The sequence below is a fragment of the Massilia putida genome, from assembly GCF_001941825.1.
GTDB classification, from domain to species: Bacteria; Pseudomonadota; Gammaproteobacteria; order Burkholderiales; family Burkholderiaceae_D; genus Telluria; species Telluria putida.
Map to the genome: position 1 here is coordinate 570,925 of NZ_CP019038.1, position 23,294 is coordinate 594,218.

The following is a 23,294-nucleotide window of genomic DNA, read 5'->3' on the forward strand; positions in this document are numbered from 1 at the left end:
ACAAAGGCGTCGCGTCAGTGAGACAAGCGGGACACGGACACCCGCCCGAACACCGCGCGATGTCCGGCGCCGCCCATGGCCACCAGGCCCAGGCGCGCCTCGCGGCCGAGGCGGTGCGTCCACGTCCCGCCGCCGACCCACACCTGGCCGTCGCGGCTCGAATATGCCGTATAACGTTCTTCCCCCCCGACCCGGTGGACATCGAGCCGCAGCCACGTCGTCGCGCCCGGCGTGCCCACGACCGTGTTGCCATAGCGCGGATAGTCCGCCGGCACGGGCGCCAGTTCTTTCGCGAATTCGACCTGGTGCAGGCCGCCGTGCGCCATCTCGACCAGCTTCACGTAATTGTCGTCGTCGCGCATCACCACGAAACCGGCCTGCACGGCGGTGGCGCAGCAATCGTCCGGGACGTCGAGCTTCACCACGGCCTCGATCCGGTAGTCGCCATCGGGCAGCGGCGCCTGCAGGACGCTCGCCGTGTTCGTGTCCACGTGCAGGTCGGCGGCCGCCGTCGCCAGCGTCAGGCCCCGCGGGCCGGGCGACCAGGCGTCCGCGGCGGGCGGGCGCAGCCACGTCCAGCGCTCGTCCAGCTTCGTGCCGGCGAACGTATCCGTCCACAGCGGCCGCGCCGGTTCCGCCGGCGGCGGCGCGAGGGCCGGCAGGCGCGGATGCGCATCCATGGTCGTGGACGGCGCGGGACGCGGCTCGTCGCTGGGGGCCCCGCGGGCCACGGGCCAGCCGTCCACCCAGTCGATGCGGTCAAGCAGCGCGAGGCGCCGCGTCAGCTTGTCGCGCGCGCTGAAGAACGGTTCCTTCACGTCGATGCCGTGGTAGATCGTCCACCACTGCCCGGCCGCGTCGGGAAAGACGGTGTTGTGGCCCACGCCGACCCAGCGGTTGCCGTTCTGGAACAAGACAGGGGTGCCGCCCGCGCGGCTCGCCGCCATGTCCTGGCCGAGGCGGTCGAGGAACGGCCCGGCCGGCGTCCGCGCCCGGCCCGCGTACACGGCGTAACCCGTCAGGGGGCCGTTGCAGCAATCCGTCGTGGAGGCGAACAGATACCACCACCCGCCATGCTTGACGACTTCCGCGCCTTCGTAGCGCCCGGCGGCGCCCACCTTGCGCGGCGTGCCCTCGGCGGCCAGGCCGTCGCGGCGCAACGGCTGCACCCACACGCCGCCGCCGTAGCTGCCGTAATAAATCCATTTGCGGCCGCCGTCCTCGACGACCTTGGGATCGAACGTCCACTGGAAATCGCAGCCCGGCCCGGCGCGGCGCGGCGGCACGACCGGCGTCGCCGCCGGGACCCAAGGCCCGGCCGGACTCTCGGCCACGGCCACGCCGATGGCGCTGTCCTTGTCACAGCCGGCTTGCGGACTGTGCGCGTCGGCCACGTCCGTCACCGTGAAATACAGGAAGTAATGGCCGTCCATGTATTCCGGTTCCGGGGCCCACAGGCCGGATGTCGGCGCCGCCAGGCCGGCCGGGCGGTCGGCGAACGCGTCGCCCACATAGTTCCAGTGCACGAGGTCCGTCGAGCGGTAGATGGCGATCATGTGGAAGTGCCACCGGCCCTTCTCGCCGTCCTGCGGCCGCTCGTTCTTGCTGACGGGGTCGCTCGTACAATACAGATACCACGTCGGTATTTTCGCGCGCGGGTCGCGCAGCACGGCCGGGTCGGCGCAGTTCTGGGCGGGCTCGCCGTTCGCCAGCTGGACGGGCAGCGGGTTACGATAGGTCGGCGCGGCCCATGCCGTCGCGGCCAGCCAGAGCGTGACGGCCAGCGTCCCGAGATTCCGTCGCAATCCCATCGTCCCCTCCTCGATTTTTGGCGCCGAGCTTACCCCAAGCCGCTCCGGCGGGCTGCACGGTTGACGATCAGTGTCCGGCCGTCTTCGAGAACAGATTCATCACGAGCACGCCGGCGAGGATCAGCGCGATGCCGGCCAGCGCGGCCCCGTCGAGTTTTTGCTCGTACAAGATCCAGCCGGCCGCCGTGATCAGGACGATGCCGACGCCCGACCAGACCGCATACGCGACCCCGAGCGGGATCGTGCGCAGCGTGAGCGACAGAAAATAGAACGCGAGGCCGTAGCCGACGACGACGACGGCGGCGGGCCCGGGTCGGGTGAAGCCGGCGCTGGCCTTCAGCGCCGTGGTGGCGACGGTTTCCGACAAAATGGCGATGCCCAAGCAAATCCAGTTATTCATTTGATCTCCTTGCCCCGGATTATGAACATGGCCGTCGCTTCGTGCCAACTGGAACTGCCTGCCCCGGGCACCGGAACGTGCGCTCTGGTATCATGACGCCTGTTTCCGCTTCGAGATCCGCACGCATACGATGCATATCAGGATGTCCATCCGCACGGCCGCAATCCTGGCCAGCGCACTGTTGAGCACGGGCGTGGCCGAAGCGAAGGACGCGACCTTGCGCCCCTGGACCGCAGCCCAACCGACGCCGGCCCTCCAACTCACGGGCCTGGACGGCCAGCCGTGGGCTCTCGCAAGGCTGCGCGGCAAGATCGTCGTCGTGAATTTCTGGGCCACCTGGTGCGGACCCTGCGTCGACGAATTGCCCGTGCTGGGTGCGCTGGCCGGGCGCGACGGCGTCGCGGTCGTCGGCGTGAATTACAAGGAACCGCTGGACACGATCGAACGTTTCACGACCGCCCATCCGCTGCCGTATCCCGTGCTGCGCGATCGCACGGGCGAGGCGTTCAAGCGCTGGACGCCGGGCGTGATGCCGACGACGATCCTCGTCGACCGCGCGGGCCGCGCGCGCTGGCGCACGGTGGGCGAGATTCCGGCCGACGACACCCGGCTGCGCGCCGCCATCGACGGCCTGCTGGCCGAACCGCAGACGAAACGAACGAACAAACGAGACTAGAGACCGAGGGATACACGCCATGCAAGACACCAGCCTGAAAACCGCCCGCCGCGCGCTGCTGAAAGCGGCCGGCGGCCTCGCACTGACTGCCGCCCTGCCCCGCACCTTGCTGGCGGCGGAAGAGCAGGAACGCCATTTCGACCCGCGTCCGGGCGACTGGAAAAGTTACGAGGTGGTGACGAAGGTGGCCCTGCAGCGCGCGGCCGGTCCGTCGACCGTGTGGATTCCGCTGCCGTCCATCGACACCGACTGGCAGCGCAGCCTGTCGAACAACTGGTCCGGCAACGCCACCCGCGCCCACGTCGACAGCGACCCGCACTACGGCGCGCGCTTCCTCGTCGCCGAATTCGACGGCAATGCGCCGCCGGTGCTGGAAGTCGTGTCGCGCATCCAGACCCGCGACCGCGCGGAAAACTGGAAAACCCGCACGCCGGGCAAGGAGGACGCCGACGACCTGCGCGTGTGGCTGCAGCCGACCGACCTGCTGCCGCTGGACGGCATCGTCAAGAAGACGTCGCTGACGATCACCAAGGGCGCGCGCACGGACGAAGAAAAGGTCCAGCGCATCTACGACTGGATCGTACTGAACACGTTCCGCGAGCCGAAAGTGAAAGGCTGCGGCACGGGCGACATCAAGACCATGCTGGAGACGGGTAACTTCGGCGGCAAGTGCGCCGACCTGAACGGCCTGTTCGTGGGCCTGTGCCGCGCGTCAGGCGTGCCGGCGCGCGACGTCTACGGCATCCGCATCGCGCCGAGCAGCTTCGGCTACAAGGAACTGGGCGGCAAGCCGCAATCGCTGCAGGGCGCCCAGCACTGCCGTTCGGAGGTCTACCTGAAGCAGCACGGCTGGGTCGCGATGGACCCGGCGGACGTGGCCAAGGTCATGCGCCAGGAAACGCCGAACTGGATCAAGGACCCGGACAACCCCGTCGTCGCCCCCGTCAAGCGCGCGCTGTTCGGCGGCTGGGAAGGCAACTGGATGGGCTATAACTTCGCCCACGACGTGCGCCTGCCCGGCTCCGTCGCGGGCAAGGTCGGCTTCCTGATGTACCCGCAGGCGCAGTGCCGCGGGGAAGCGTACGATTCGCTCGATCCGGAAGCGTTCAAGTACACCATCACGTCGCGCGCGATCTGACCCTCTATGCCCACGCTCGCCCGTCAACCTCTCGAACCCGCGGAACGCAAGGCCGGCCGGCTGATCGCCGTCGCCGTGCTGGCATCGCTGCTCGCGTCCACGTGCTGCGTGGTGCCGCTCGTGCTCGTGCTGGTCGGCGTGACGGGTGCGTGGATGGCCAATCTGCAGGCCTTGAAACCGGTCACGCCGTATGCGATCGCGCTGACGCTCGGCGCGCTGGCGTGGGCCGGCTGGCTCGTGTTCCGCCCGGCCCGCGCCTGCGACATCGCGGACGGCGACTGCGCCACGACGCGTCCGCTGATGCGCCGCGTGTTCATCGCCTGCGCCCTGTTCGTCGCGCTGTTGCTCGGCTTTCCGCTGATCGCCCCATTGTTCTATTGAGGACCGCCACCATGACACTCACCCGCACCCTCGCCCTTCTTGCAATGGCCGCCGCCGCGCCGCTGGCGTTGGCCAAGCAGCAGACCGTATCGCTCAACGTCCCGACGATGGACTGCGCCACCTGCCCCATCACCATCAAGACGGCGCTGGCCAAGGTGCCGGGCGTGTCGAAGGTGAAGGTCAGCTACGAGAAGCGCGAAGCCGTCATCGTCTACGACGACGCGCAGGCCACCGTCGCCGATCTGAAGAAGGCGACGGAGGACGTCGGCTATCCGGCGATGCTCAAGACCTCGAAGTGCCCCCCCGGGGCTCGGTGAGGAACACCAGCAGCACCGCCCCGATCAATCCCATCCCCACGGCGCACGCGGCATGCCAGCCGCCGTGCGCGAAGCTCCACGCGCCCAGCGCCGACCCCGTCGCGCCGCCCAGGAAGAACGTCGCCATGTACAAGCCGTTGACGCGGCCGCGCACCTCGGCGCCCAGCGCGTAGATCGCCCGCTGGCCCAGCACGAGATTGCCCGACACGGCGAAGTCCAGCGCGATGGCGGCCGCCACCAGCAGGCCCAGACTCAGCTTGCCTCCGCCCGCCGCACCCAGCGTCGGCACGAAGGACAGCAGGCCGAGGAGCATGCAGAACGCCGTCGCGGGGCGGGTCCAGCCGCGGTCCGCCACGCGGCCCGAGATGGGCGCCGCGATCGTGCCCGCGACGCCGGCCAGCGCGAACCAGGCGATGTCGCGCTGGTTCATGCCGTAGGCCGGGCTGGCCAGCAGCAGAGGCACGACGGTCCAGAACACGCTGAACGCGCCGAACATGCCGGCCTGGTAGATCGCGCGGCGGCGCAGCACCGGCAGGTCGCGCACGAGGCCCCGCATCGATGCCAGCAGGGCCACATATCCCAAGGTCGAATGCGGGCGGCGCGTGGGCAGCAGCATGCGCAGCACGATCCCCAGCACCACCATCAGCACGGCAGACAGCGCGTACACGCCCTGCCACGACCACACGTGGGTGATGAAACTGGCGACCGGACGCGCCAGCATGATGCCGAACATCAGGCCGCTGACGATATTGCCGACCACGCGGCCGCGCACGTGTTCGGGCGCCATGTGCGACGCGTACGGCACGAGCACCTGCACGGCGACGGCCGCGAAGCCGATCAGCAGCGAACACGCGAGGAACGCGGGCACCGGATGACCGAGGCCCGGGACGATGGGTGCCGCCACGAGCGCCACCACCAGCACGGCGACGAGCGCCAGCACGAGCCGGCGGTTTTCCAGCAGGTCGCCCAGCGGCACGACGAGCAGCAGGCCGGCGCAATAGCCGAGCTGCGTGAGCGTGACGAGCAGGCCCGCGGCGCCGGCCGGCAAGCCGATGGCCTCGCGGATCGGGCCGACGAGCGGCTGGACGTAATACAGGTTCGCGACGATCAGGCCGCAGGCGGCCGCGATCAGGAGCATCAGCCACGTCGGCATATCGGCATGGGGCGCGCCGTCATGGCGCGCGCCGTCATGCCGCGGACGGTCGCGCACCTGGGTGGGCAAAGGCGGTGGGGTCAAACTCGTGCTCCGGTCAAAGCGACAAGTGTAACGCGCGGCGGCGATCCTTGCCGGACGGGGCTCAGGGTGCATCCATCCAGTCAAATTCCCAGCTCCACGGCATGTCGTCGGGACCGAGCGCCTGCCGCCCCAGCTCCGGATACAGGCGCTCCGCGCGCACGTCGTTCGACAGCATCACGACACAACGCTGGCCGGTCTCCAGGCACAGCACGAAGTCGGCCGTCGTGTCGTCGTGGCCGCCCTTGAACCAGCCGGGGCCCGACCGGTCCTCGAACGTGACGACGCCCAGGCCCGCCGCCAGCTTCTGCGGCCACTCGGTCTCAAAGCCGGCCAGCGTGGGGAACTGGTGGCGCGACGTGATCGGCAGCCAGCCCGTCGAGAACGCGGCGCGCGTGTCCGGACGGAGGCCGTCGCCGCGCATGATGCCGGCCCACAGCTTCGCCTGGTCGGCGATCGTCGTGTCCATCGAGCCGGCCGCGCGCACCCGGTAGCGCCGTTCGTGCGGCTGCATCACGCCGTCGAAGCCATAGCCGTCCGCCACGTTCTCCGCGAACTCGGGGCGCCAGTGCATGCTCGTGTGGCGCATGCCGAAGCGGTCGAACACGCGGCGCTGCATCTCTTCCCCGACATCCAGCCCGAGCCCGCGTTCGACGATCAGCTGCAGCAGCATATAGCCCTCGCCCGAATAGGCGTAGCGCGTGCCCGGATCGAAGTGGATGCGCAGACGGCCGTCCGGTTCCAGCCAGCGGAAGTTGGCGAAGCCGCCGCCATGCGCGAGCAGCATGCGCGGCGTGATCGCCTGCCAGCGCGGATCGCCCGCCAGGTCGGAGAAGTCGAAGGGACGCTCGTGGTACGCGGGCAGCGGATGCGGGAGCAGCCTCGCGACGGGCGCATCCAGGTCCAGTTTTCCTTCATCCGCCAGCTGCAGCAGCATGTAGGCGAACGCCGTCTTCGTGAGCGACGCGCCGGTCATCACCGTGTCGGGCGCCAGCGGCTGGCCGAGGGCGGCGTTGCGCGTGCCGTACACCTTCACTTTCGCGACCTGCCCGTTCTCGATGGTCGCCAGCGCCAGGCCTTGCACCTGTTCGCGCCGCATGATGCGCTGGATCTCGGGATCGGACAGCGACTGCAGCGGCCGCAGCGGCGGCGCGCAGCCCGCCATCGTCAACACCGTCACACCCGCCGCCAACCACGTCCCGAACCGCATGCGTCGCTCCACTCCCTGTCCGGCACCGCCCCGCGCGGCGCCGCAGCCCGCCATCATGCCATGGGAGCGCTAACTTCGTCATGACAATATGTATATGAGGATCAACGCGCGCGCTTGTACACGCGCACGTAGTCGACGAGCATCTGCTGCGGGAACGACGTCGTGGCGTCCGGATTGCCGGGCCAGCCGCCGCCCACGGCCAGGTTGAGGATCACGAAGAACGGATGTTCGAACACCCAGTCGCCGGTGGCGGTGTCGGCCCGCGCCGTGTGGTACAGGATGCCGTCGCGGTACCAGCGGATCTCGCGCGGCTCCCATTCGACGGCGTAAATATGGAAGTCGTCGGCGTAGGTGCCTTTGTCGAGCACCTGCGGCTTGCCGATGGCCTTGTCGCCGCTGTAGCCGGGGCCGTGCAGGGTGCCGTGGACGATAGCCGGCTCGCGGCCGATGTTTTCCATGATGTCGATCTCGCCGCAGCGCGGCCAGCCGACCTGGCCGACGTTCGCGCCGAGCAGCCAGAACGCGGGCCACATGCCCTGCCCGCGCGGTATCCTGATGCGGGCCTCGTAGCGCCCGTACATGCGCTCGATTCTGCCCGCCGTCTTGATGCGCGCGGACGTGTAATGCCGCCCGCCGTAGTCCTCGCGGCGCGCCTCGATGACGAGGTTGCCGCCGTCGACGCGCACGTTTTCCGGCCGCGCCGTATAAAACTCCAGTTCCTGGTTGCCCCAGCCGTTGCCGCCCGTCTCGGCGACCCATTTGGATTTGTCCAGCACGGGGCCGTCGAATTCGTCGCTCCAGTCCAGTACCCAGCCGGGCGGCTGCGTGGGCAGTTGCGTGGGCGCCTGCGCGGCGGCCGGATTCGAGAGGCACAGGCAGGCGGACAGGATTGTCGCGATCCGGAGCATGGCCATCGGTTCTCCTTCGACAAGTGTATGCAGCTTGGAAACGGTTCCAGCCAGTTTCCAATATAGCACCGCCGATTTTTCGATGTCAAACGGGCGCCGCTGCGTAGTGTGCTGTTTCGGCCACGAACTACTGAATATTCCGTTGACAATTGTTTTTCTGAACATAAGATTCCAGCACAATATGGAAACGTTTCCACGCAAATGGAAAACAAGGAGGAGCGACGGATTGGAAGACAGCCAGTGCAGAAGCGGTGAATAACAGAGAGAAAAACAGAGGAGATCCAATGCATTACCCCAAGGCAAACCAAAGACTGATGAGCCTGGCTGTGGCGAGCGCCTGCGCCGCCCTCGTCCCGGCCCATGCCCAGACCACAGCGGCCGACGACACCCGCGGCGGCGACATCCCCACCACGGCCGTCCAGCAAGTCGTCGTGACCGGCCTGCGCCAGTCGCTGGCCTCGTCGCTGAACCTGAAGCGCCAGTCGGACGGTATCGTCGACGGCATCGTCGCCGAGGATATCGGCAAATTCCCCGACACGAACCTGGCCGAATCGCTGCAGCGCATCTCCGGCGTCTCGATCGACCGCGTGAACGGCGAAGGCCAGAAGATCACCGTGCGCGGCGTGGGCCCCGACTTCAACATGGTGCTGCTGAACGGCCGGCAGATGCCGACGTCGAACCTGGGCGACCTGAACGGCCGCTCGTTCGACTTCTCGAACCTGGCGTCGGAAGCGATCTCGCAGCTGCAGGTCTACAAGACGAGCCGCGCCGAGACCCCGACGGGCGGCATCGGCGCCACCGTCAACGTGATCACGGCGCGTCCGCTGGACAAGCTGGGCACGTATTCCAGCATCGGCATCAAGGCCGTGCACGACACGTCCAACAACAACCTGCCGGGCGACGTCAAGGCCAGCAGCTCGACGACGCCGGAATTCTCGGGCATCTATTCGACGACGTCGAAGGACGGCCACTGGGGCCTGGGCGTGTCGGCCAGCTACCAGGAGCGCAATCTGGGCTTCAACCAGGCGTCCGTCGGTAACGGCTGGCGCGGTCCGTTCCGCGGCGACGAGAACAACTGGGGCACGATCCCGAACGCCGGCACCGCGGGCGCGGCCAACGTCGTCAACCACCCGAAGGCCACCGACATCTACGAAGTCCCGCAGAACCTGAACTACAGCATGACGGGCGTGAAGCGCCAGCGCACCAACGGCCAGCTGACCTTGCAGTGGGCGCCGGTCAAGGAACTGACGACCACCCTCGACTACACGTACTCGGAAAACAAGCTGCAGACGAAGCGCAACGACGTCTCGGCATGGTTCAACTTCGGCCCGTCGGCGTCGACGTGGACCAACGGCCCGGTCGCCGCGCCGCTCGTCTACACGGAATTCATCCCCGCCGGGAACAGCGACATCGCGATGGGCGGCGCCAATTTCGCCACCAAGACCCAGAACAAGTCGATCGGGTTCAACACCCAGTGGCGCGCGACGAAGGACCTGAAATTCGAACTGGACGCGCACCATTCGACCGCGGAATCGAAGGCGGACAGCCCGTTCGGCTCCAGCAATACGCTCGGCACCGCGAGCTTTTCCCGCGGCGACACGACGGCCGACTTTTCGCAGGAATTCCCCGTCCTGTCGATCAAGGGCGCGGACTTCGTGAACGCGCCGCAGCAGGTCACGGGCTCCGTGTTCCAGAACGGCTACATGAAGGGTGAAGTGTCGCAGGCCCAGTTCAAGGGCCGCCTGCGCATGCTGGATTCGTCGAACCTGAACTTCGGCCTGGGCGCCATCAACGTCAAGAACCGCTCCGCGTTCTCGACCCAGCAGCGCGACGCGTGGACCGGCGCGACGAAGCCGTCCGACTACCCGAGCAGCCTGTGGCACGCCGACACCGTGCGCCAGTATTTCGACCAGCTGGCCGGCAGCCAGAACCCGAACCTGTTCAACCGCTTCTACACGTTCAACTTCGCCCAGGTGCGGGACGTCGTGTCCAAGGCTTCGGGCATGCCCGAGATGTACCTGCCGAAGAACACGTTCGACACCGACCAGCGCACCGAGGAAAAGTCGAAGAACCTGTACCTGCAGTTCAACACGGACTGGGACACGGCGATGCCGATGCACACCGCGATCGGCGTGCGCTACGAAAAGACGGACGTCGTCTCCACGGCACTCGTGCCCACGGCGACCTCGATCACGATGGTGTCCGCGAACGAATTCCCCGTGCAGTTCGGCGCGCCGTCGTTCACGACGCTGACCGGCAAGTACCACAACCTGCTGCCGTCGATCGACTGGGACATGGACCTGCGCGACGACATGAAGGTGCGCGCGAGCTATGGCGAGACGATCGGCCGTCCGCGCTACGACCAGATCGCCGGCGGCCAGATCCTGAATACGCTGGCGCGCGTCGACGGCGGCACGGGCTCCCAGGGCAACCCGGCGCTGAAGCCCGTCAAGTCGAAGAACTTCGACCTGTCGTGGGAGTGGTACTACGGGAAGGACAGCTTCTTCTCGGTCAACGCCTTCTATAAAGACCTGGAAAACTACGCGGGCCAGTCGAAGCTCGACGCCACGCCGTTCAACCTGCACACGCCCGTCGGCGGCGCGCTGTGGAACGAGGCGGCGGCATCCGGCTGCGGCGCCGACACCGCCTGCATCCGCAACTACATCTTCACGCACCATCCGACGGCGCCGGGCGTGACGGTGACGGGCAAGGACAGCAGCGGCAACCCGACCGGCTCCATCGTCGGCCAGCCGGGCGACCCGATCGCGCACTTCCAGATCACGTCGTTCTCGAACCAGAAGAAGGCGAGCCTGAACGGCCTGGAACTCAACCTCCAGCACATGTTCGGCAGCACCGGCTTCGGCATCTCGGCGAACTATACGTACGTGCACTCGGGTCTGCGCTACGACAACGCCAGCGTGGGCGAGCAGTTCGCACTGGTCGGCCTGTCGAACTCCGCCAACCTCGTCGGCATCTACGAGAACGACAAGTGGAACGTGCGCGCGGCCTACAACTGGCGCGGCGAGTTCCTGTCCTCGACGTTCGACGGGGCCGGTCCGAACCCGAACTACGTGGAGCCGTACGGTCAGCTCGACCTGTCGGTGGGCTACAATCTGACGTCGAAACTGAGCCTGCAGTTCGAAGGCATCAACCTGACGAACGAGACGAGCCGCGTCCACGGCCGCACCTCGCATCAGGCGTTGTATGTGACGCAGTCGGGGCCGCGTTATATGCTGGGCGCGCGCTACAAGTTCTAAAATAACCGTCGTTCCCGCGCAGGCGGGAACCCATGCTGATATATCGAAGCCGACTCGCAGAGACATCGCGGTATCTCCAGAGTACGGAATCTTTGCCTCGGTATGGGTTCCCGCTTTCACGGGAACGACGTACGGCCAGCCTTCCGTAATCGGTTTCAGCGGATAAAAAGTTGTTCCAAATACAGCGCTTCAGGTAGACTCATGCGGCCCACCGGAAAAAAGGAAGCTGTGATGAGTAAACCCATCGAACACGTCGTGGTGGTCGGCGGCGGCTCCGCCGGCTGGCTGACGGCGGCCGTCCTCGCCGCCGAACATCCACGCCTTTCCGTCACCCTCGTCGAATCGCCGGGCGTGCCGCCCATCGGTGTCGGCGAAGGCACGTGGCCGTCCATGCGCGACACCCTGCAGCGCATCGGCGTGTCCGAAGCCGCGTTCTTCCGCGAATGCGACGCCGCCTTCAAGCAGGGTTCGCGCTTCGACCGCTGGGTCGACGGCAGCGACGATGACGTCTATTTCCACCCGTTTTCCCTCCCCCAGGGCTATGGCGAGGCCAATCTGGCGGCGGCGTGGCAGCACGGCCACCATGACATCCCGTTCGCGGATCTCGTGAGCTACCAGCCGCACCTGTGCGTGCAAGGCCGCGCGCCGAAACAGCCGCAGACGCCGGAATACGCGGGCGTGGCCAACTACGGCTACCACCTGGACGCCGGCAAATTCGGCGTCTTTTTGCAAAAACACTGCATCGACAACCTGCGCGTGCGCCACGTGCCGGCCCACGTCGACGACATCGTGGCGACGAGCGACGGCGACATCGCGGCGTTGCGCACGCGCGAGGCCGGCGCGATCGAAGGCGATCTGTTCGTCGATTGCACCGGCATGGCGTCGCTGCTGCTGGGCCGCCACTACGGCGTGCCGTTCGTGTCGCGGCGCGACGTGCTGTTCAACGACCGCGCGCTGGCCGTGCAAGTGCCCTACCCCGCACCCGACACGCCGATCGCGTCGCAGACCACGTCCACGGCGCAGGCCTGCGGCTGGATCTGGGACATCGGCCTGCCGTCGCGGCGCGGCGTCGGCCACGTGTATTCCAGCGCCCATTGCAGCGACGACGAGGCGGAAGCGGCGCTGCGCGCCTACCTGGGCGACACGGAGATCCCGGCGCCGCGCAAGATCGCGTTCGACCCTGGCTACCGCGCCCGCTTCTGGGAACGCAACGTCGTCGCCATCGGGTTGTCCGCGGGGTTCATCGAGCCGCTGGAAGCGTCCGCGCTCGCGCTGGTGGAACTGTCCGCGGCCTGGCTGGCCGACGACCTGCCCGCCACGCGCGCGCAGATGGCCCCGATCGCCGCACGCTTCAACGAGGCCTTTACCTACCGTTGGGAACGCATCATCGACTTCCTCAAGCTGCACTACGTGCTGTCGAAGCGCACCGATTCCGGCTACTGGCTGGATCACCGCGCCGGGCACACGCAGCCGGCGCGCCTGCGCGAACTGCTCGCGCTGTGGCGCACGCGCACGCCGTCGCGGCGCGATTTTCCGCGCATCGAGGAGATCTTCCCGTCGGCCAGCTGGCAGTACGTCCTGTACGGGATGGGCTTCCGGCCCGAATTGACGGCGCGCGCCTCCGATCTGCCTGCGGCTGCGTCCCAATATTTCCGCGAGGCCGCGCGGCTGACCGCCCGCATGCTGCCGCTGCTGCCCGCGAACCGCGAGATGCTCGACCACATCCGCCAGTACGGCATGCCGCGCTGACCGCTGCGCCGGCACGCACCCGACAATAACGACAAACGAGAGACAAGCAAAGATGCCCAACCATGCCCCCCTGAACAACGTCGACCACAAGAACCTGCGCATCGTCACCACCCGCGGCGCGGCCTATGGCGACGCCGTGATGTCCGCACTGACCTTCCCGGCCGAATTCCGGGACCTGGCCGCGTGCTACCCCATCGTCTTCGCGCAGGACGGCAACGGCGGCTACGATGCCATCGCCCTGCTCGGGTTCGAACAAGGCGAGAACCTGTTCCTGGGCCCGGACGGCTGGGACGCGCCGACGATTCCGCTGACCGTCGAGCGCCAGCCCTTCATGATCGGCCGCGGCGGCGAGGAGCTGTCCGTCCACATCGACCTGGACAGCCCGCGCGTGCGCGACGGCGGCATCGAGGGCGAGGCGCTGTTCCTCACCTACGGCGGCACGAGCGAGTACCTGGAGCGCATCACCTCCGTGCTGCGCACCATCCACGAAGGCCTGGCGGCGTCGCGCGCGTTCGTCGCGGCGCTCGTCGAACTGGAACTGATCGAATCGTTCGTGCTCGACGTGGAACTGGACGACGGCTCGCAGAACCGCCTGGCCGGCTTCTACACGATCAATGAAGACCGCCTGGCGCAGCTGTCGGCCGACCAGCTCGCGCGCCTGCACCGCGACGGCTATCTGCAGGCGATCTATATGGCGGTGGCGTCGCTGTCCCAGTTCCGCGGCCTGATCCAACGGAAGAACCGCGCCAATGACAGCCAGCGTTAAATACGTGCGCGAAGTGGCGGCGGTCGACGGCCGCCTGCCGGACGAGATGCTGCGCGCGACGCGCCCTTACATCGTGCGCGGCCTCGCGGCTGGCTGGCCGCTCGTGCGCGCCGGCCGCGCATCGGCGGAAAGCGCGGAAGCCTATCTGCGCGGGTTTTATCGTGACGCGACCGTGAATGCGATGCTTGGTCCGCCGCAGATCGGCGGCCGCTTCTTCTACAACGACACGATCACCGGCTTCAACTTCCACAACGTGCGCGCCCGGCTCGACCAGGTGCTCGACGAACTGGCCGCCCATCGCGCGCGGCCGGACCCCGGCGCGATCTATGTCGGCTCGACGTCGATCGACGGCGCCCTGCCCGGCCTGCGCGCCGCCAACGACGTCGACCTGGACGGCCGCGACGCGCTCGCCAGCATCTGGATCGGCAACCGCACGGTCGTCGCCACGCACTACGACCTGCCGGACAACCTGGCCGTCGTGGCCGTCGGCGAGCGCCGCTTCACGCTGTTCCCGCCGGACCAGCTGAAGAACCTCTACGTCGGCCCGCTCGATTTCAACCCGGCCGGCCAGGCCATCAGCCTCGTCGACGTGCGCAACCCGGACCTCGACCGCTTTCCACGCTATGCCGAAGCGATGCAGCACGCCGAAGTGGCCGAAATGGGGCCGGGCGACGCGCTGTTCATTCCGTCGATGTGGTGGCACCACGTGGAAGCGCTGTCCGCGTTCAACGTGCTCGTGAACTACTGGTGGCGCCAGTCGCCGGACTACATGGACACGCCGACGAACGCGCTGATGCTCGCGATCCTGACGATGCGCGAACTGCCGCCCGAGCAGCGCCGCGCGTGGCAGGAAATCTTCCGCCACTACATCTTCGAGCCGGATCCCGCGAACCTCGCGCACCTGCCGGAGAATGCGCGCTATGCGCTGTCGCCGCTCGACGACGACGGGGCGCGCGTGCTGCGCGGCCAGCTGCTGCGCCGCATTAACAGGTAAATAAGCGATAAAGCCAGGAGGAGACATGGACAACAATAACCAACAGGACCGCGGCCGCCCGATCCGCCGCGTCGTGATCGCCGGCGGCGGCACCGCCGGCTGGATGGCCGCGGCGGCGCTGTCGCGCACCCTCGGCAAGGTCCTCGACATCAAGCTCGTCGAATCCGACGACATCGGCACCGTCGGCGTGGGCGAAGCGACGATTCCCAGCCTCGTGCACTTCCACCGCCTGCTGGACATCGGCGAACAGGAATTCATGGCCGCCACACAGGCCACCTTTAAATTGGGCATCAGCTTCGAAGGCTGGCGCGCGCGCGGCGAGGATTACATCCACTCGTTCGGCATGACGGGCACGGACCACTGGACGGCCGGCTTCCAGCACTTCTGGCTCAAGGGCCGCGACCGCGGCCTGGCCGGCGACTACGGCGACTACTGCCTGGAACTGGTCGCGTCGCGGGAGCATCGCTTCGGCCACCTGCCCAACCAGGGCATCAACTACGCCTACCACCTGGACGCGACGCGCTACGCCCGCTACCTGCGCCGCTTCTCCGAACATTTTGGCACGCAGCGCATCGAAGCGAAGATCGCCAGCGTCGACACCGATCCCGCCACGGGCCACATCACCGCGCTCGTACTGGACTCGGGCACGCGCATCGAGGGCGACCTGTTCATCGACTGCACCGGCTTCCGCTCGCTGCTGCTCGGCCAGACGATGGGCGTCGAGTACGAGGACTGGTCGCAATGGCTGTTCAACGACAGCGCGATCGCCGTGCAGACGGAATCGACCGGTCCGGCCATCCCGCTGACGCGTTCCATGGCCCACGACTGGGGCTGGCAATGGCGCATCCCGCTGCAGCACCGCACCGGCAACGGCATCGTGTTCTCCAGCCGCCACATCGGCGAAGACATGGCGCGCGCGGCGCTGCTCGGCAACGTCGAAGGAAAAGTCCTGACGGAGCCGCGCGTGATCCGCTTCAAGCCCGGCCAGCGCAAGCAGGTCTGGGCCGGCAACTGCATCGGCCTCGGTCTGGCGAGCGGCTTCCTGGAACCGATCGAGTCGACCAGTATCCACCTGATCCAGCGCGGTATCGTGCGCCTCTTGCAGGCGTTCCCGTCGCACGGCATCCAGCAGTCCGACATCGACGAGTTCAACGCCCAGAGCGCGGACGACATCCGCACGATCCGCGACTTCATCATCCTGCACTACAAAGTCACCAACCGCCGCGACTCGCCCTACTGGATCGACGCCGCGTTGATGCCCGTGCCGGACAGCCTGCAGCACCGCATCGACCTGTTCCGCGACGGCGGCCGCGTGTTCCGCGACGGGAACGAGCTGTTCGCGGAGAACTCGTGGGTGCAGGTGATGCTGGGCCAGGGCCTCACGCCCGAGCGCTGGCACCCGAGCGCGGACCTGATGGGCATTGAGGAACTGCGCGGCTTCCTGGACGGCATCCGGAACGGCGTGCGCCGCACTGTGTCGCAGCTGCCGCCGCACCAGCAATACGTGGAGCGCTACTGCCCGGCCGGCAAGCCATAATCCTGCAGGCCCCCGCCGGCCTGGCGCCGGCGGCCGCGCACGAGCGTGCGCAAATCGAATAGATAACGCTCGCAACCTTGCCACTTTGAGAATTTCTTTCTCAAAGGTCTAACCAGACTGTCACAGCCGTTTCACAGATCGTTGCTCGACAGCATCAGTCGGAACCTCGCCGCAGGATTCATCGTGACAACTGCGGAGGCTCGTCGCTAAGATTTAGAACGTTTCCAGCGGGCAAATCGGTCAATCCCGAAGCGCGCTGTGCGTTCCCGGCCGCCCCGTGCGCAACAGTTTCAGGGCCTGAACCTGAGTCTGCCGATGAGCCCGAACGGTTACTTCGTGACGGCCAAGAACCCGAACTCGCAATACCTCGTCGAGGCGAATCGCTGTTCGGCGCCGGCAACAGCTCGGTCGGTTTCGGACTATCTCACCACGCTCCTGAACATTAACCCCGATAAGCAAATCAAGCGCCCGGGCGACGCCAACTACGAGGCGAAACTCGGGCGCGATCCACGCCCGACGTGACGACGGCGGCCGGGCAACCGGCCGCCGTTTCGTTATGCGTCCCGGTATCAGCCGTGCCCCATGTGCTCGTACAGGATCAGGCAACCGATCGCGATCAGCACGACGCCGCCGGCGAGTTCCGCGCGCTTGCCCACCAGCTTGCCCAGGACGCGTCCCACCATCACGCCCAGCGTCACCATGATGAACGTCGAGAAGCCAATGGCGCCGGCGACCGTGAGGATGTTCGCGTCGATGAACGCCAGGCCCACGCCCACGGCCAGCGCATCGATGCTGGGGTAAATAGGGAAATCGGAAAAAATCGGGCGCTAAGCGTGCCACCCGAGTGGATTAAGCGACATGTCCAGTTAGGCTATACCCTAACCTGATGTCAGCTAAACTTACCGATTGACGTCAGGATAGGATGGTTAACTAAATTAGTTGACATATGCCTTCAACGGTCATAGAGTCTTTCCTGACACATCTTTGTTCAGGAGGCTTATTTTGCCAGGTCAACGCATCGGTTATGTCCGGGTCAGTAGTTTCGATCAAAACGCGGAGCGTCAGCTTGATCAGGTCCAGGTCGACAAGCTCTTCACGGACAAAGCCTCGGGCAAGGACACGCATCGGCCGCAACTGGAAGCACTTCTGTCGTTCGCACGCGAAGGCGACACGGTAGTCGTGCATAGCATGGACCGCTTGGCGCGCAACCTGGACGATCTACGCCGGCTAGTACAGACGTTGACCAAGCGCGGAATCCGAATCGAATTCGTCAAAGAATGCCTGAGCTTTACCGGCGAAGACTCCCCGATGGCAAACTTGCTGCTGTCAGTCATGGGAGCGTTTGCGGAGTTCGAGCGCGCCTTGATCGGCGAGCGGCAACGGGAAGGTATCGCTCTAGCCAAGCAACGTGGCGCGTATCGCGGCCGCAAAAAGGCGCTAGCAGCCGAACAGGTTGTCGAGCTGCGTCGTCGCGTCGGCGCCGGCGAGCAAAAAGCAACGGTCGCGCGCGCGTTCGGCATCAGCCGTGAGACGCTGTACCAATATCTGAAAGTGGCAATGCCGCCGGCTTAACCCGGCTCTCCCTGTTCCACTGCACCTCAAACCCAATATTGCAGCCGCCCTTGCTATGACAACACGTTTATCAAATTCCGCACAGGGGGGCAACGCAGGTTCGCCGATCTCTGGCAATGCTGTAATACGGCCCCTCCAGACGTCAGAAGCTCTTTTAGCGTCAGCGCTCGACACAATAGATCTGTGTGTCGCCATCCTCATCGGGCCCGAGTTGCGCTACCTTCACACCAATCAAGCATACCGGCAACTGGCTCCCACAGAAGACATGCTTGGGCGCCAGTTACGTGAAGTATTTGCCGACGTCGTTTCCAACGGTGTAGAGGCGGGAATGCAAGAAGTACTGAAGACCGGAAAGCCGTGGCATATTGCCCAGTTCTCGATGCCGGTGCCCGACGATGCGGATGCGGTTTGGGTCGGCCGCGTGGAGCGACTTCCTTTGCAGCCGGAATTCCCTGCGGCGATCACAGTATGGATGCAAAACGTGACGCGCAGCGTGCAAACAGAAATGGCGTTGCGCCAGGATGTCGCACTGATGCGCGCAATCAGCGAGACATCGACCGATGTGATGTTCGCAAAGGATTGCCATGGACGCATGCGGTTTGCCAACCCCGCCGCGCTGGAGCTGATCGGCAAGCCCCTCGACCGTGTACTGGGCCGAACCGATGCGGAGTTCTTGGAAGACCAGTTCGCCGCGCAGTCGGTCATGAACAATGATCGGCGCGTCATGGATAGCAACATGGCCGAAGAGGTCGAGGAAGAGGTGCCGCTTCCCGATGGTACCAAGCGCGTGTGGCTCTCGCAAAAGCGGCCTTATCACGACGAGTCCGGACGTGTTACCGGGTTGCTGGGAATCTCGCGTGACATCACTGAGCGCAAGCAAGCGGAAGCCAAACTGCAGGAGGCCCACGATACGTTGCAGGGCGTCCTGAACAGCATCAGCGATGGGCTGGCGATTCTGGACCGGAACTGGTGTTACACCTATTTGAGCGAAACTGGCGCCAAAATGCTCGGCATAAAAGCCGAAGACCTGCTGGGCAAATGCCTTTGGAATCTCTACCCGCACGCGGGGAATTCTTTATTCGGCCGGGAATGCCGCCGTGCGATGAACACGGGTGTGGCAACCCATTTCGAAGAGTACTATCCCGAGCCGCTGAACATGTGGGTGGAGTGTCACTGCTATCCCTCGCCCGCCGGCCTGTCCGTCTATTTTCGGGACGTGACGGACCGCCGCCGCGCGCAGGACGCTGCTGCCGAAAGCGAGCGGCGGATCAATGCGCTGTTGGAAGCCAGTCCGGTAGGTTTGGCGTATAGCGCTCCGGGCGGAAAAGTCTTGGTTATGAATAGCGAAGCACAGCGCATCTGGGGTAATCCTCCAATGCCCGAGCGTATCGACGACTATGCACAGTGGAAGGGCTGGTTCGCCGATGACTCAGCGCGCCTCGGAGAGCCGGTGGGGCCACACGAGTGGCCAACCGCGCGGGCGCTGGCAGGCGAGACGGTGATCGATGAAGTGCTGGAGATTGAACCGTTTGACCCGCCCGGTACACGCCGCACGATCATGTTCCGATCGGCGCCGATCCATGGGGTTGACGGCGCAGTGACCGGAGCAGTCACCGCACAAATGGATATCACCGAACAAGTTTCCATTCGCACTGCCGTTGCTGAAGCCGACCGCCGCATACGACAACTGGCAAATACCATTCCCCAGCTGGCATGGATGGCCAACGCAGATGGATACATCCATTGGTACAACGAGCGTTGGTATGCCTATACCGGCACGACCCCGGCCGAGATGGAAGGGTGGGGCTGGCAAAGCGTACACGACCCCGTTGGATTGCCGAAGGTCATCGAACTGTGGACGCACTCCATTGCAACCGGCATACGGTTCGAAATGACGTTTCCGCTCAGAGGTCACGACGGCGTTTACCGGCCGTTCTATACCTTGGTCGAACCGCTGCGGGACGCGAGCGGCACGGTTGTGCAGTGGTTCGGTACGAATACTGACGTCTCGGCGCTGCAAAAAACCCAGGAAGAGCTGCAGGAAGCAAATCGACGCAAAGATGAATTTCTTGCGATGCTGGCACACGAACTGCGCAATCCGCTGGCACCAATCAGCACGGCGGCACAACTACTGCGGCTCAAAGCAGACGATCCCAAGCGCGTCGCCTTATCCTGCGAGATCATCGGGCGACAAGTCCATCACATGACAGAGTTGATTGATGACCTACTTGACGTATCGCGGGTAACTCGAGGATTGATTGAACTGGACAAACAGCCGGTCGATATCAAATCGGTCATCGGTAACGCAGTGGAACAAACGAGACCATTGATCGAGTCGCGCGAACACACACTCTCTATTCAGTTGGGCTCGCTTCATGCGACGGTACTGGGAGACCCCGTTCGTTTGGTCCAGGTGATATCGAATGTCATGAACAACGCGGCCAAGTACACGTCTCAAGGGGGCGGATTGCCCTGAGAGTTGCAGCCAGTGACACGGAAGTCGAGATTACCGTCGAAGATAACGGTATCGGAATAGAACCCCGACTCCTGCCCCAGATCTTTGAGCTGTTTACGCAGGGACAACGTACGCCAGACCGTGCGCAAGGCGGACTCGGCCTGGGCTTGTCCCTTGTCAGAAGTTTGGTCGAGCTGCACGGCGGCCGCGTCACAGCCCACAGCGATGGCCCAGGCTGCGGCAGCACCTTCAAAATTAGACTGCCAATCAGTCATGAAAAAATCGCCCGAAAAGGCGAGCACGTTCCGCATCCGGCAATTGCAAGTCGGCCACTCACCGTCATGATCGTCGACGACAACACCGATGCGGCCCTATTGCTACGTGAAGTGCTCGCCGCGGATGGTCATCAGGTAGCGATGTTTGGGGAGCCAACTACCGCACTGGAGTATGCACTTGTCCATAAACCGAAGGCATGCATTCTAGATATTGGACTGCCTGGAATGGACGGGTATGAGCTGGCGCGACGACTGCGTGCTATTTCCACGATGGCTGGTGCTACGTTGGTCGCGCTGACTGGATATGGCCAGTCGCATGACAAGGTCCTGTCGGAGGCGGCTGGCTTCGACTACCACTTCGTCAAGCCAGTGGATATCAGTGAACTCAAGGCCGTTTTTAGCCGAATTCGATAGTACCCTGCCAAGGTGAGCGGCGTTGTGGAATGGAAAACATACGCCGCTCAGGAGTCGCTATCGATAAGCCGGTGAGGGCGTTATCGTACAGTCGAAATGTCGGAACGGCTTGGTTAAGTTCAGTGCGTCATCCTGAGTTTGGCCACTGCTGCGAGCGGTTTGCGCAATGTTGCAGCGTCGGCCGAGGAGGCGGCCGCCAAATACCCGTGTGCGTAAGCGGCTTGGCGCGCGACCTGAGCATTGCTTCCATTAAACTGGTCGAGCAGATGTTCTGCGACCGCTATGTCGTTGAGTAAACCTAGGCGATCCTGAAGCTTGGAAAGATGCGTCACGTAGGGTTTAACATGTTTTCGAGGTAGCAACTCCTCGAAGAACTCTGCTGCGTAACGTGCCTTCTTGGCAGCGATGCGTGTGCTATGTCGGGCATGCGGGTCCGCTGTGTCCAACGCCTTGATCCGTTTGGCGAGGCGTTTTTCAGCCTTGCGCAGAAGTGGTGAGGCAGCTTTTTTCACGCGCTCACCGAGTGGTGATTCATGAGGAAGCGCGCCCTTGATCCGCCATTGCTGGCCATACAGCCAACCGTTGAGTTCAAGCATAACGCGGGTGAATTGAGGCGAACGCAATGCTTTGACGAGAAGCTTGTGCGCTTCGGTGCTTTTTGTCTTCGCTGCTTCGCGTAGCGCGTCAGCATCGAAACCAGGAATATGGTTCAGTGTCGAGTCCGCCAAAACGTCCCAGTCCCGAGTCGTGCCGAGTTCGCCGGCAAGCCAGTCGACGTCATCACGGAGTGCTGGCGGCAGAGGCGCAAGTTCCTCGAACATGTTCAGGAGCGCCCGCAGGCGCCGCAAACCTACTCGCATCTGATGCAAGCTTTCAACATTCTGTTTCAAAACGCCCGGCAAGTTCGTCTCGATCTGCTGAAGGCAGTTCAAGGCGATGGCTTGGAAGGCATCTTCAAGCGTCATTTTCTGGAACAGGTGTACTGGGGCTGCCTTGTAGATCCGTATTGCTTCGTTGTCGAGCATGGCATAGCCAAGCGCGGCCTTGCTATCGTTCGACATCTGCAATGGCACGTCGTGGTGGAGCTCCAGTGCCAAGTCAAAGAGCCGTGCGGGGTTCCCATCCTTGAGCTCGAGCTCGAGCTCCGAGATGGCCGTATGCTGCTTTCCACAAGCAATATCGCCGGCGTCAAGTGCACACTCCAGTTGTTCCCCGGTCGGCAGCGCAATGTTCCAGGTCGTACGGTGCGTAGTGTTCTGGAACACCGGTTGCAAGTGCTGCGTGACTTCTTTCGACGCCAGCAGTTTCGCGATGCGCGCCTGCTTTATCTGGCGGACAAGAAGACCTGGATTTGGCGCCCCGTCGGGCAGCTCGCATTCCCACTCGCCACGCTCATGCAGAGCGGCCGACGCGGTCGCGGCAGTTTTGACGGTTTGTATCCATTTTTCGTTATCTCTACGTACACGGAGCATCAGTCCGTGCTTCCACAGGTTGCGTTGCGGTGTATCGTAATAGGTATCGATCAGATGATGCTCCACAGGTGCTTCGCGCGAGTGCGCCTGGAGCATCGGGTGACTGCGCAGGCGTTCCAGGTCCGCCGCAGGGACTTTTAGCTTGAGTTCGGTTTCCATCGTAGCTCCTTTCTACTCAATAAAACATAATGAGAGAAGAAACGGCGCACGGTCGGTCTGCGCGCACACAAAAGGGCGCATTTGTTGCTCTATGCCTCGCTACTAATGTACTTTCGAATCGGCGCGAACGAAACTCTTAGTGCCTCAGTTCCGGCGGCTCATTCGAGTCGGCTTGCAGCTGCTGGCTGATCTGCTCAATCGCAGCAATGAGATTGTTATCGATCTGGAAGTGCAGCAAGCCCGACTCTGCGGATAACGCATGGCCATTGAGAAAGCTACCGATAGGAGCCCCTTCCAGGGACGGCATGCGCCAATGTGCCACATCGACTTCTTCCAGCGCGTTCATGACGTCGCGGTCGGACACACCGTGCCAGACCGCGTCTGCCGTTTCGGTGCTCAGCGCACTGATGAGCTCGGAAAGCGGAATCATGGTCGCGTGGCCACGCAGAGCGACAGGTGTCGCCCAAATGAGCGTTACTACCAGATGCCTGGTGCGCGCGGTTAAGCGGGCATCTTCGGCCAGCAGGTGTAACGCGCGCATGCAATACTTGTTTTCCATTGCAGTTTTC

General features: G+C 64.6%; 20 protein-coding genes and 1 pseudogene. 13 read left to right on the top strand and 8 right to left on the bottom strand.

The features are described 5' to 3' along the window. Positions 1-14: 14 nt before the first annotated feature. On the bottom strand, positions 15-1,811 hold the full coding sequence (locus tag BVG12_RS05020; protein WP_083684582.1) for a family 43 glycosylhydrolase: 1,797 nt from the start codon (positions 1,809-1,811) through the stop codon (positions 15-17). 67 nt (positions 1,812-1,878) lie between these two features. Then, entirely contained in the window at positions 1,879-2,211 is a 333-nt protein-coding gene (locus BVG12_RS05025; RefSeq protein WP_075791459.1) for a DMT family transporter, read from the bottom strand. A gap of 142 nt (positions 2,212-2,353) precedes the next feature. Between BVG12_RS05025 and BVG12_RS05030 the strand changes: the two genes are divergently transcribed. The 4 genes from BVG12_RS05030 to merP are packed head-to-tail and all read left to right on the top strand — an operon-like array spanning position 2,354 to position 4,723. Continuing rightward, the gene (locus tag BVG12_RS05030; protein ID WP_075791460.1) at positions 2,354-2,887 is read left to right on the top strand and encodes a TlpA family protein disulfide reductase; all 534 of its coding nucleotides are present in this window, start codon (positions 2,354-2,356) and stop codon (positions 2,885-2,887) included. A gap of 19 nt (positions 2,888-2,906) precedes the next feature. Next, positions 2,907-4,025, top strand: a complete 1,119-nt coding sequence (locus tag BVG12_RS05035) for a transglutaminase-like domain-containing protein (protein WP_075791461.1) — start codon at positions 2,907-2,909, stop codon at positions 4,023-4,025. 6 nt (positions 4,026-4,031) lie between these two features. Continuing rightward, positions 4,032-4,406, top strand: coding sequence for a mercuric transporter MerT family protein (locus tag BVG12_RS05040; RefSeq protein ID WP_075791462.1), 375 nt, complete (start codon positions 4,032-4,034; stop codon positions 4,404-4,406). A gap of 11 nt (positions 4,407-4,417) precedes the next feature. After that, positions 4,418-4,723: a mercury resistance system periplasmic binding protein MerP gene (merP, locus tag BVG12_RS05045; protein ID WP_075791463.1), complete on the top strand. Its 306-nt coding sequence runs from the start codon at positions 4,418-4,420 to the stop codon at positions 4,721-4,723. Here the strand turns inward: merP and BVG12_RS05050 are convergent. The 3 genes from BVG12_RS05050 to BVG12_RS05060 form a co-directional block, all read right to left on the bottom strand. Beyond that, positions 4,689-5,960 carry an MFS transporter gene (locus BVG12_RS05050; RefSeq protein ID WP_229503808.1) on the bottom strand — a complete coding sequence of 424 codons (1,272 nt, stop codon included), beginning with the start codon at positions 5,958-5,960 and terminating at the stop codon, positions 4,689-4,691. The genes merP and BVG12_RS05050 overlap by 35 nt on opposite strands. 61 nt (positions 5,961-6,021) lie before the next feature. Continuing rightward, the gene (locus BVG12_RS05055; protein WP_075791464.1) at positions 6,022-7,167 is read right to left on the bottom strand and encodes a serine hydrolase domain-containing protein; all 1,146 of its coding nucleotides are present in this window, start codon (positions 7,165-7,167) and stop codon (positions 6,022-6,024) included. A 101-nt stretch (positions 7,168-7,268) separates the two neighbouring features. Next, a complete protein-coding gene (locus tag BVG12_RS05060) occupies positions 7,269-8,081 on the bottom strand; it encodes a glycoside hydrolase family 16 protein (RefSeq protein WP_075791465.1) in 813 nt (270 codons plus the stop codon). Between the two features lie 308 nt (positions 8,082-8,389). Between BVG12_RS05060 and BVG12_RS05065 the strand changes: the two genes are divergently transcribed. The 6 genes from BVG12_RS05065 (at position 8,390) to BVG12_RS05090 (ending at position 16,900) form a co-directional block, all read left to right on the top strand. Continuing rightward, entirely contained in the window at positions 8,390-11,332 is a 2,943-nt protein-coding gene (locus BVG12_RS05065) for a TonB-dependent receptor (RefSeq protein ID WP_075791466.1), read from the top strand. Positions 11,333-11,563: 231 nt separating this feature from the next. Beyond that, positions 11,564-13,081, top strand: a complete 1,518-nt coding sequence (locus BVG12_RS05070) for a tryptophan halogenase family protein (protein WP_075791467.1) — start codon at positions 11,564-11,566, stop codon at positions 13,079-13,081. Positions 13,082-13,133: 52 nt separating this feature from the next. Next, a complete protein-coding gene (locus tag BVG12_RS05075) occupies positions 13,134-13,847 on the top strand; it encodes a SapC family protein (protein ID WP_075791468.1) in 714 nt (237 codons plus the stop codon). Beyond that, positions 13,831-14,841, top strand: coding sequence for a cupin-like domain-containing protein (locus BVG12_RS05080; RefSeq protein ID WP_075791469.1), 1,011 nt, complete (start codon positions 13,831-13,833; stop codon positions 14,839-14,841). Before BVG12_RS05075 ends, BVG12_RS05080 begins: the two co-directional genes overlap by 17 nt. Positions 14,842-14,866: 25 nt before the next feature. After that, a complete protein-coding gene (locus BVG12_RS05085) occupies positions 14,867-16,378 on the top strand; it encodes a tryptophan halogenase family protein (RefSeq protein ID WP_075791470.1) in 1,512 nt (503 codons plus the stop codon). Positions 16,379-16,693: 315 nt separating this feature from the next. Continuing rightward, complete coding sequence (locus tag BVG12_RS05090; RefSeq protein WP_075791471.1) at positions 16,694-16,900, top strand: hypothetical protein; 207 nt, start codon at positions 16,694-16,696, stop codon at positions 16,898-16,900. A 47-nt stretch (positions 16,901-16,947) separates the two neighbouring features. On the opposite strand, the pseudogene BVG12_RS05095 reads toward BVG12_RS05090, so the two are convergent. After that, a pseudogene (locus BVG12_RS05095) lies at positions 16,948-17,172 on the bottom strand (manganese efflux pump); the annotation flags it as partial. 208 nt (positions 17,173-17,380) lie between these two features. Between BVG12_RS05095 and BVG12_RS05100 the strand changes: the two are divergent. The 3 genes from BVG12_RS05100 to BVG12_RS36005 are packed head-to-tail and all read left to right on the top strand — an operon-like array spanning position 17,381 to position 21,094. Next, complete coding sequence (locus BVG12_RS05100; protein WP_075791472.1) at positions 17,381-17,950, top strand: recombinase family protein; 570 nt, start codon at positions 17,381-17,383, stop codon at positions 17,948-17,950. 55 nt (positions 17,951-18,005) lie between these two features. Next, the gene (locus tag BVG12_RS05105) at positions 18,006-20,426 is read left to right on the top strand and encodes a PAS domain-containing protein (protein WP_075791473.1); all 2,421 of its coding nucleotides are present in this window, start codon (positions 18,006-18,008) and stop codon (positions 20,424-20,426) included. Positions 20,427-20,455: 29 nt separating this feature from the next. Further along, positions 20,456-21,094, top strand: a complete 639-nt coding sequence (locus BVG12_RS36005; RefSeq protein ID WP_502519704.1) for a response regulator — start codon at positions 20,456-20,458, stop codon at positions 21,092-21,094. A gap of 119 nt (positions 21,095-21,213) precedes the next feature. On the opposite strand, the gene BVG12_RS05120 is transcribed toward BVG12_RS36005, so the two are convergent. Together BVG12_RS05120 and BVG12_RS05125 are read right to left on the bottom strand one after the other, a co-directional pair. Continuing rightward, positions 21,214-22,725 (bottom strand): CYTH and CHAD domain-containing protein, encoded by a 1,512-nt coding sequence (locus BVG12_RS05120; protein WP_075791474.1) that lies wholly within the window; start codon positions 22,723-22,725, stop codon positions 21,214-21,216. A gap of 136 nt (positions 22,726-22,861) precedes the next feature. Then, positions 22,862-23,284, bottom strand: a complete 423-nt coding sequence (locus BVG12_RS05125) for a hypothetical protein (protein ID WP_075791475.1) — start codon at positions 23,282-23,284, stop codon at positions 22,862-22,864. Between the last annotated feature and the right edge of the window lie 10 nt (positions 23,285-23,294).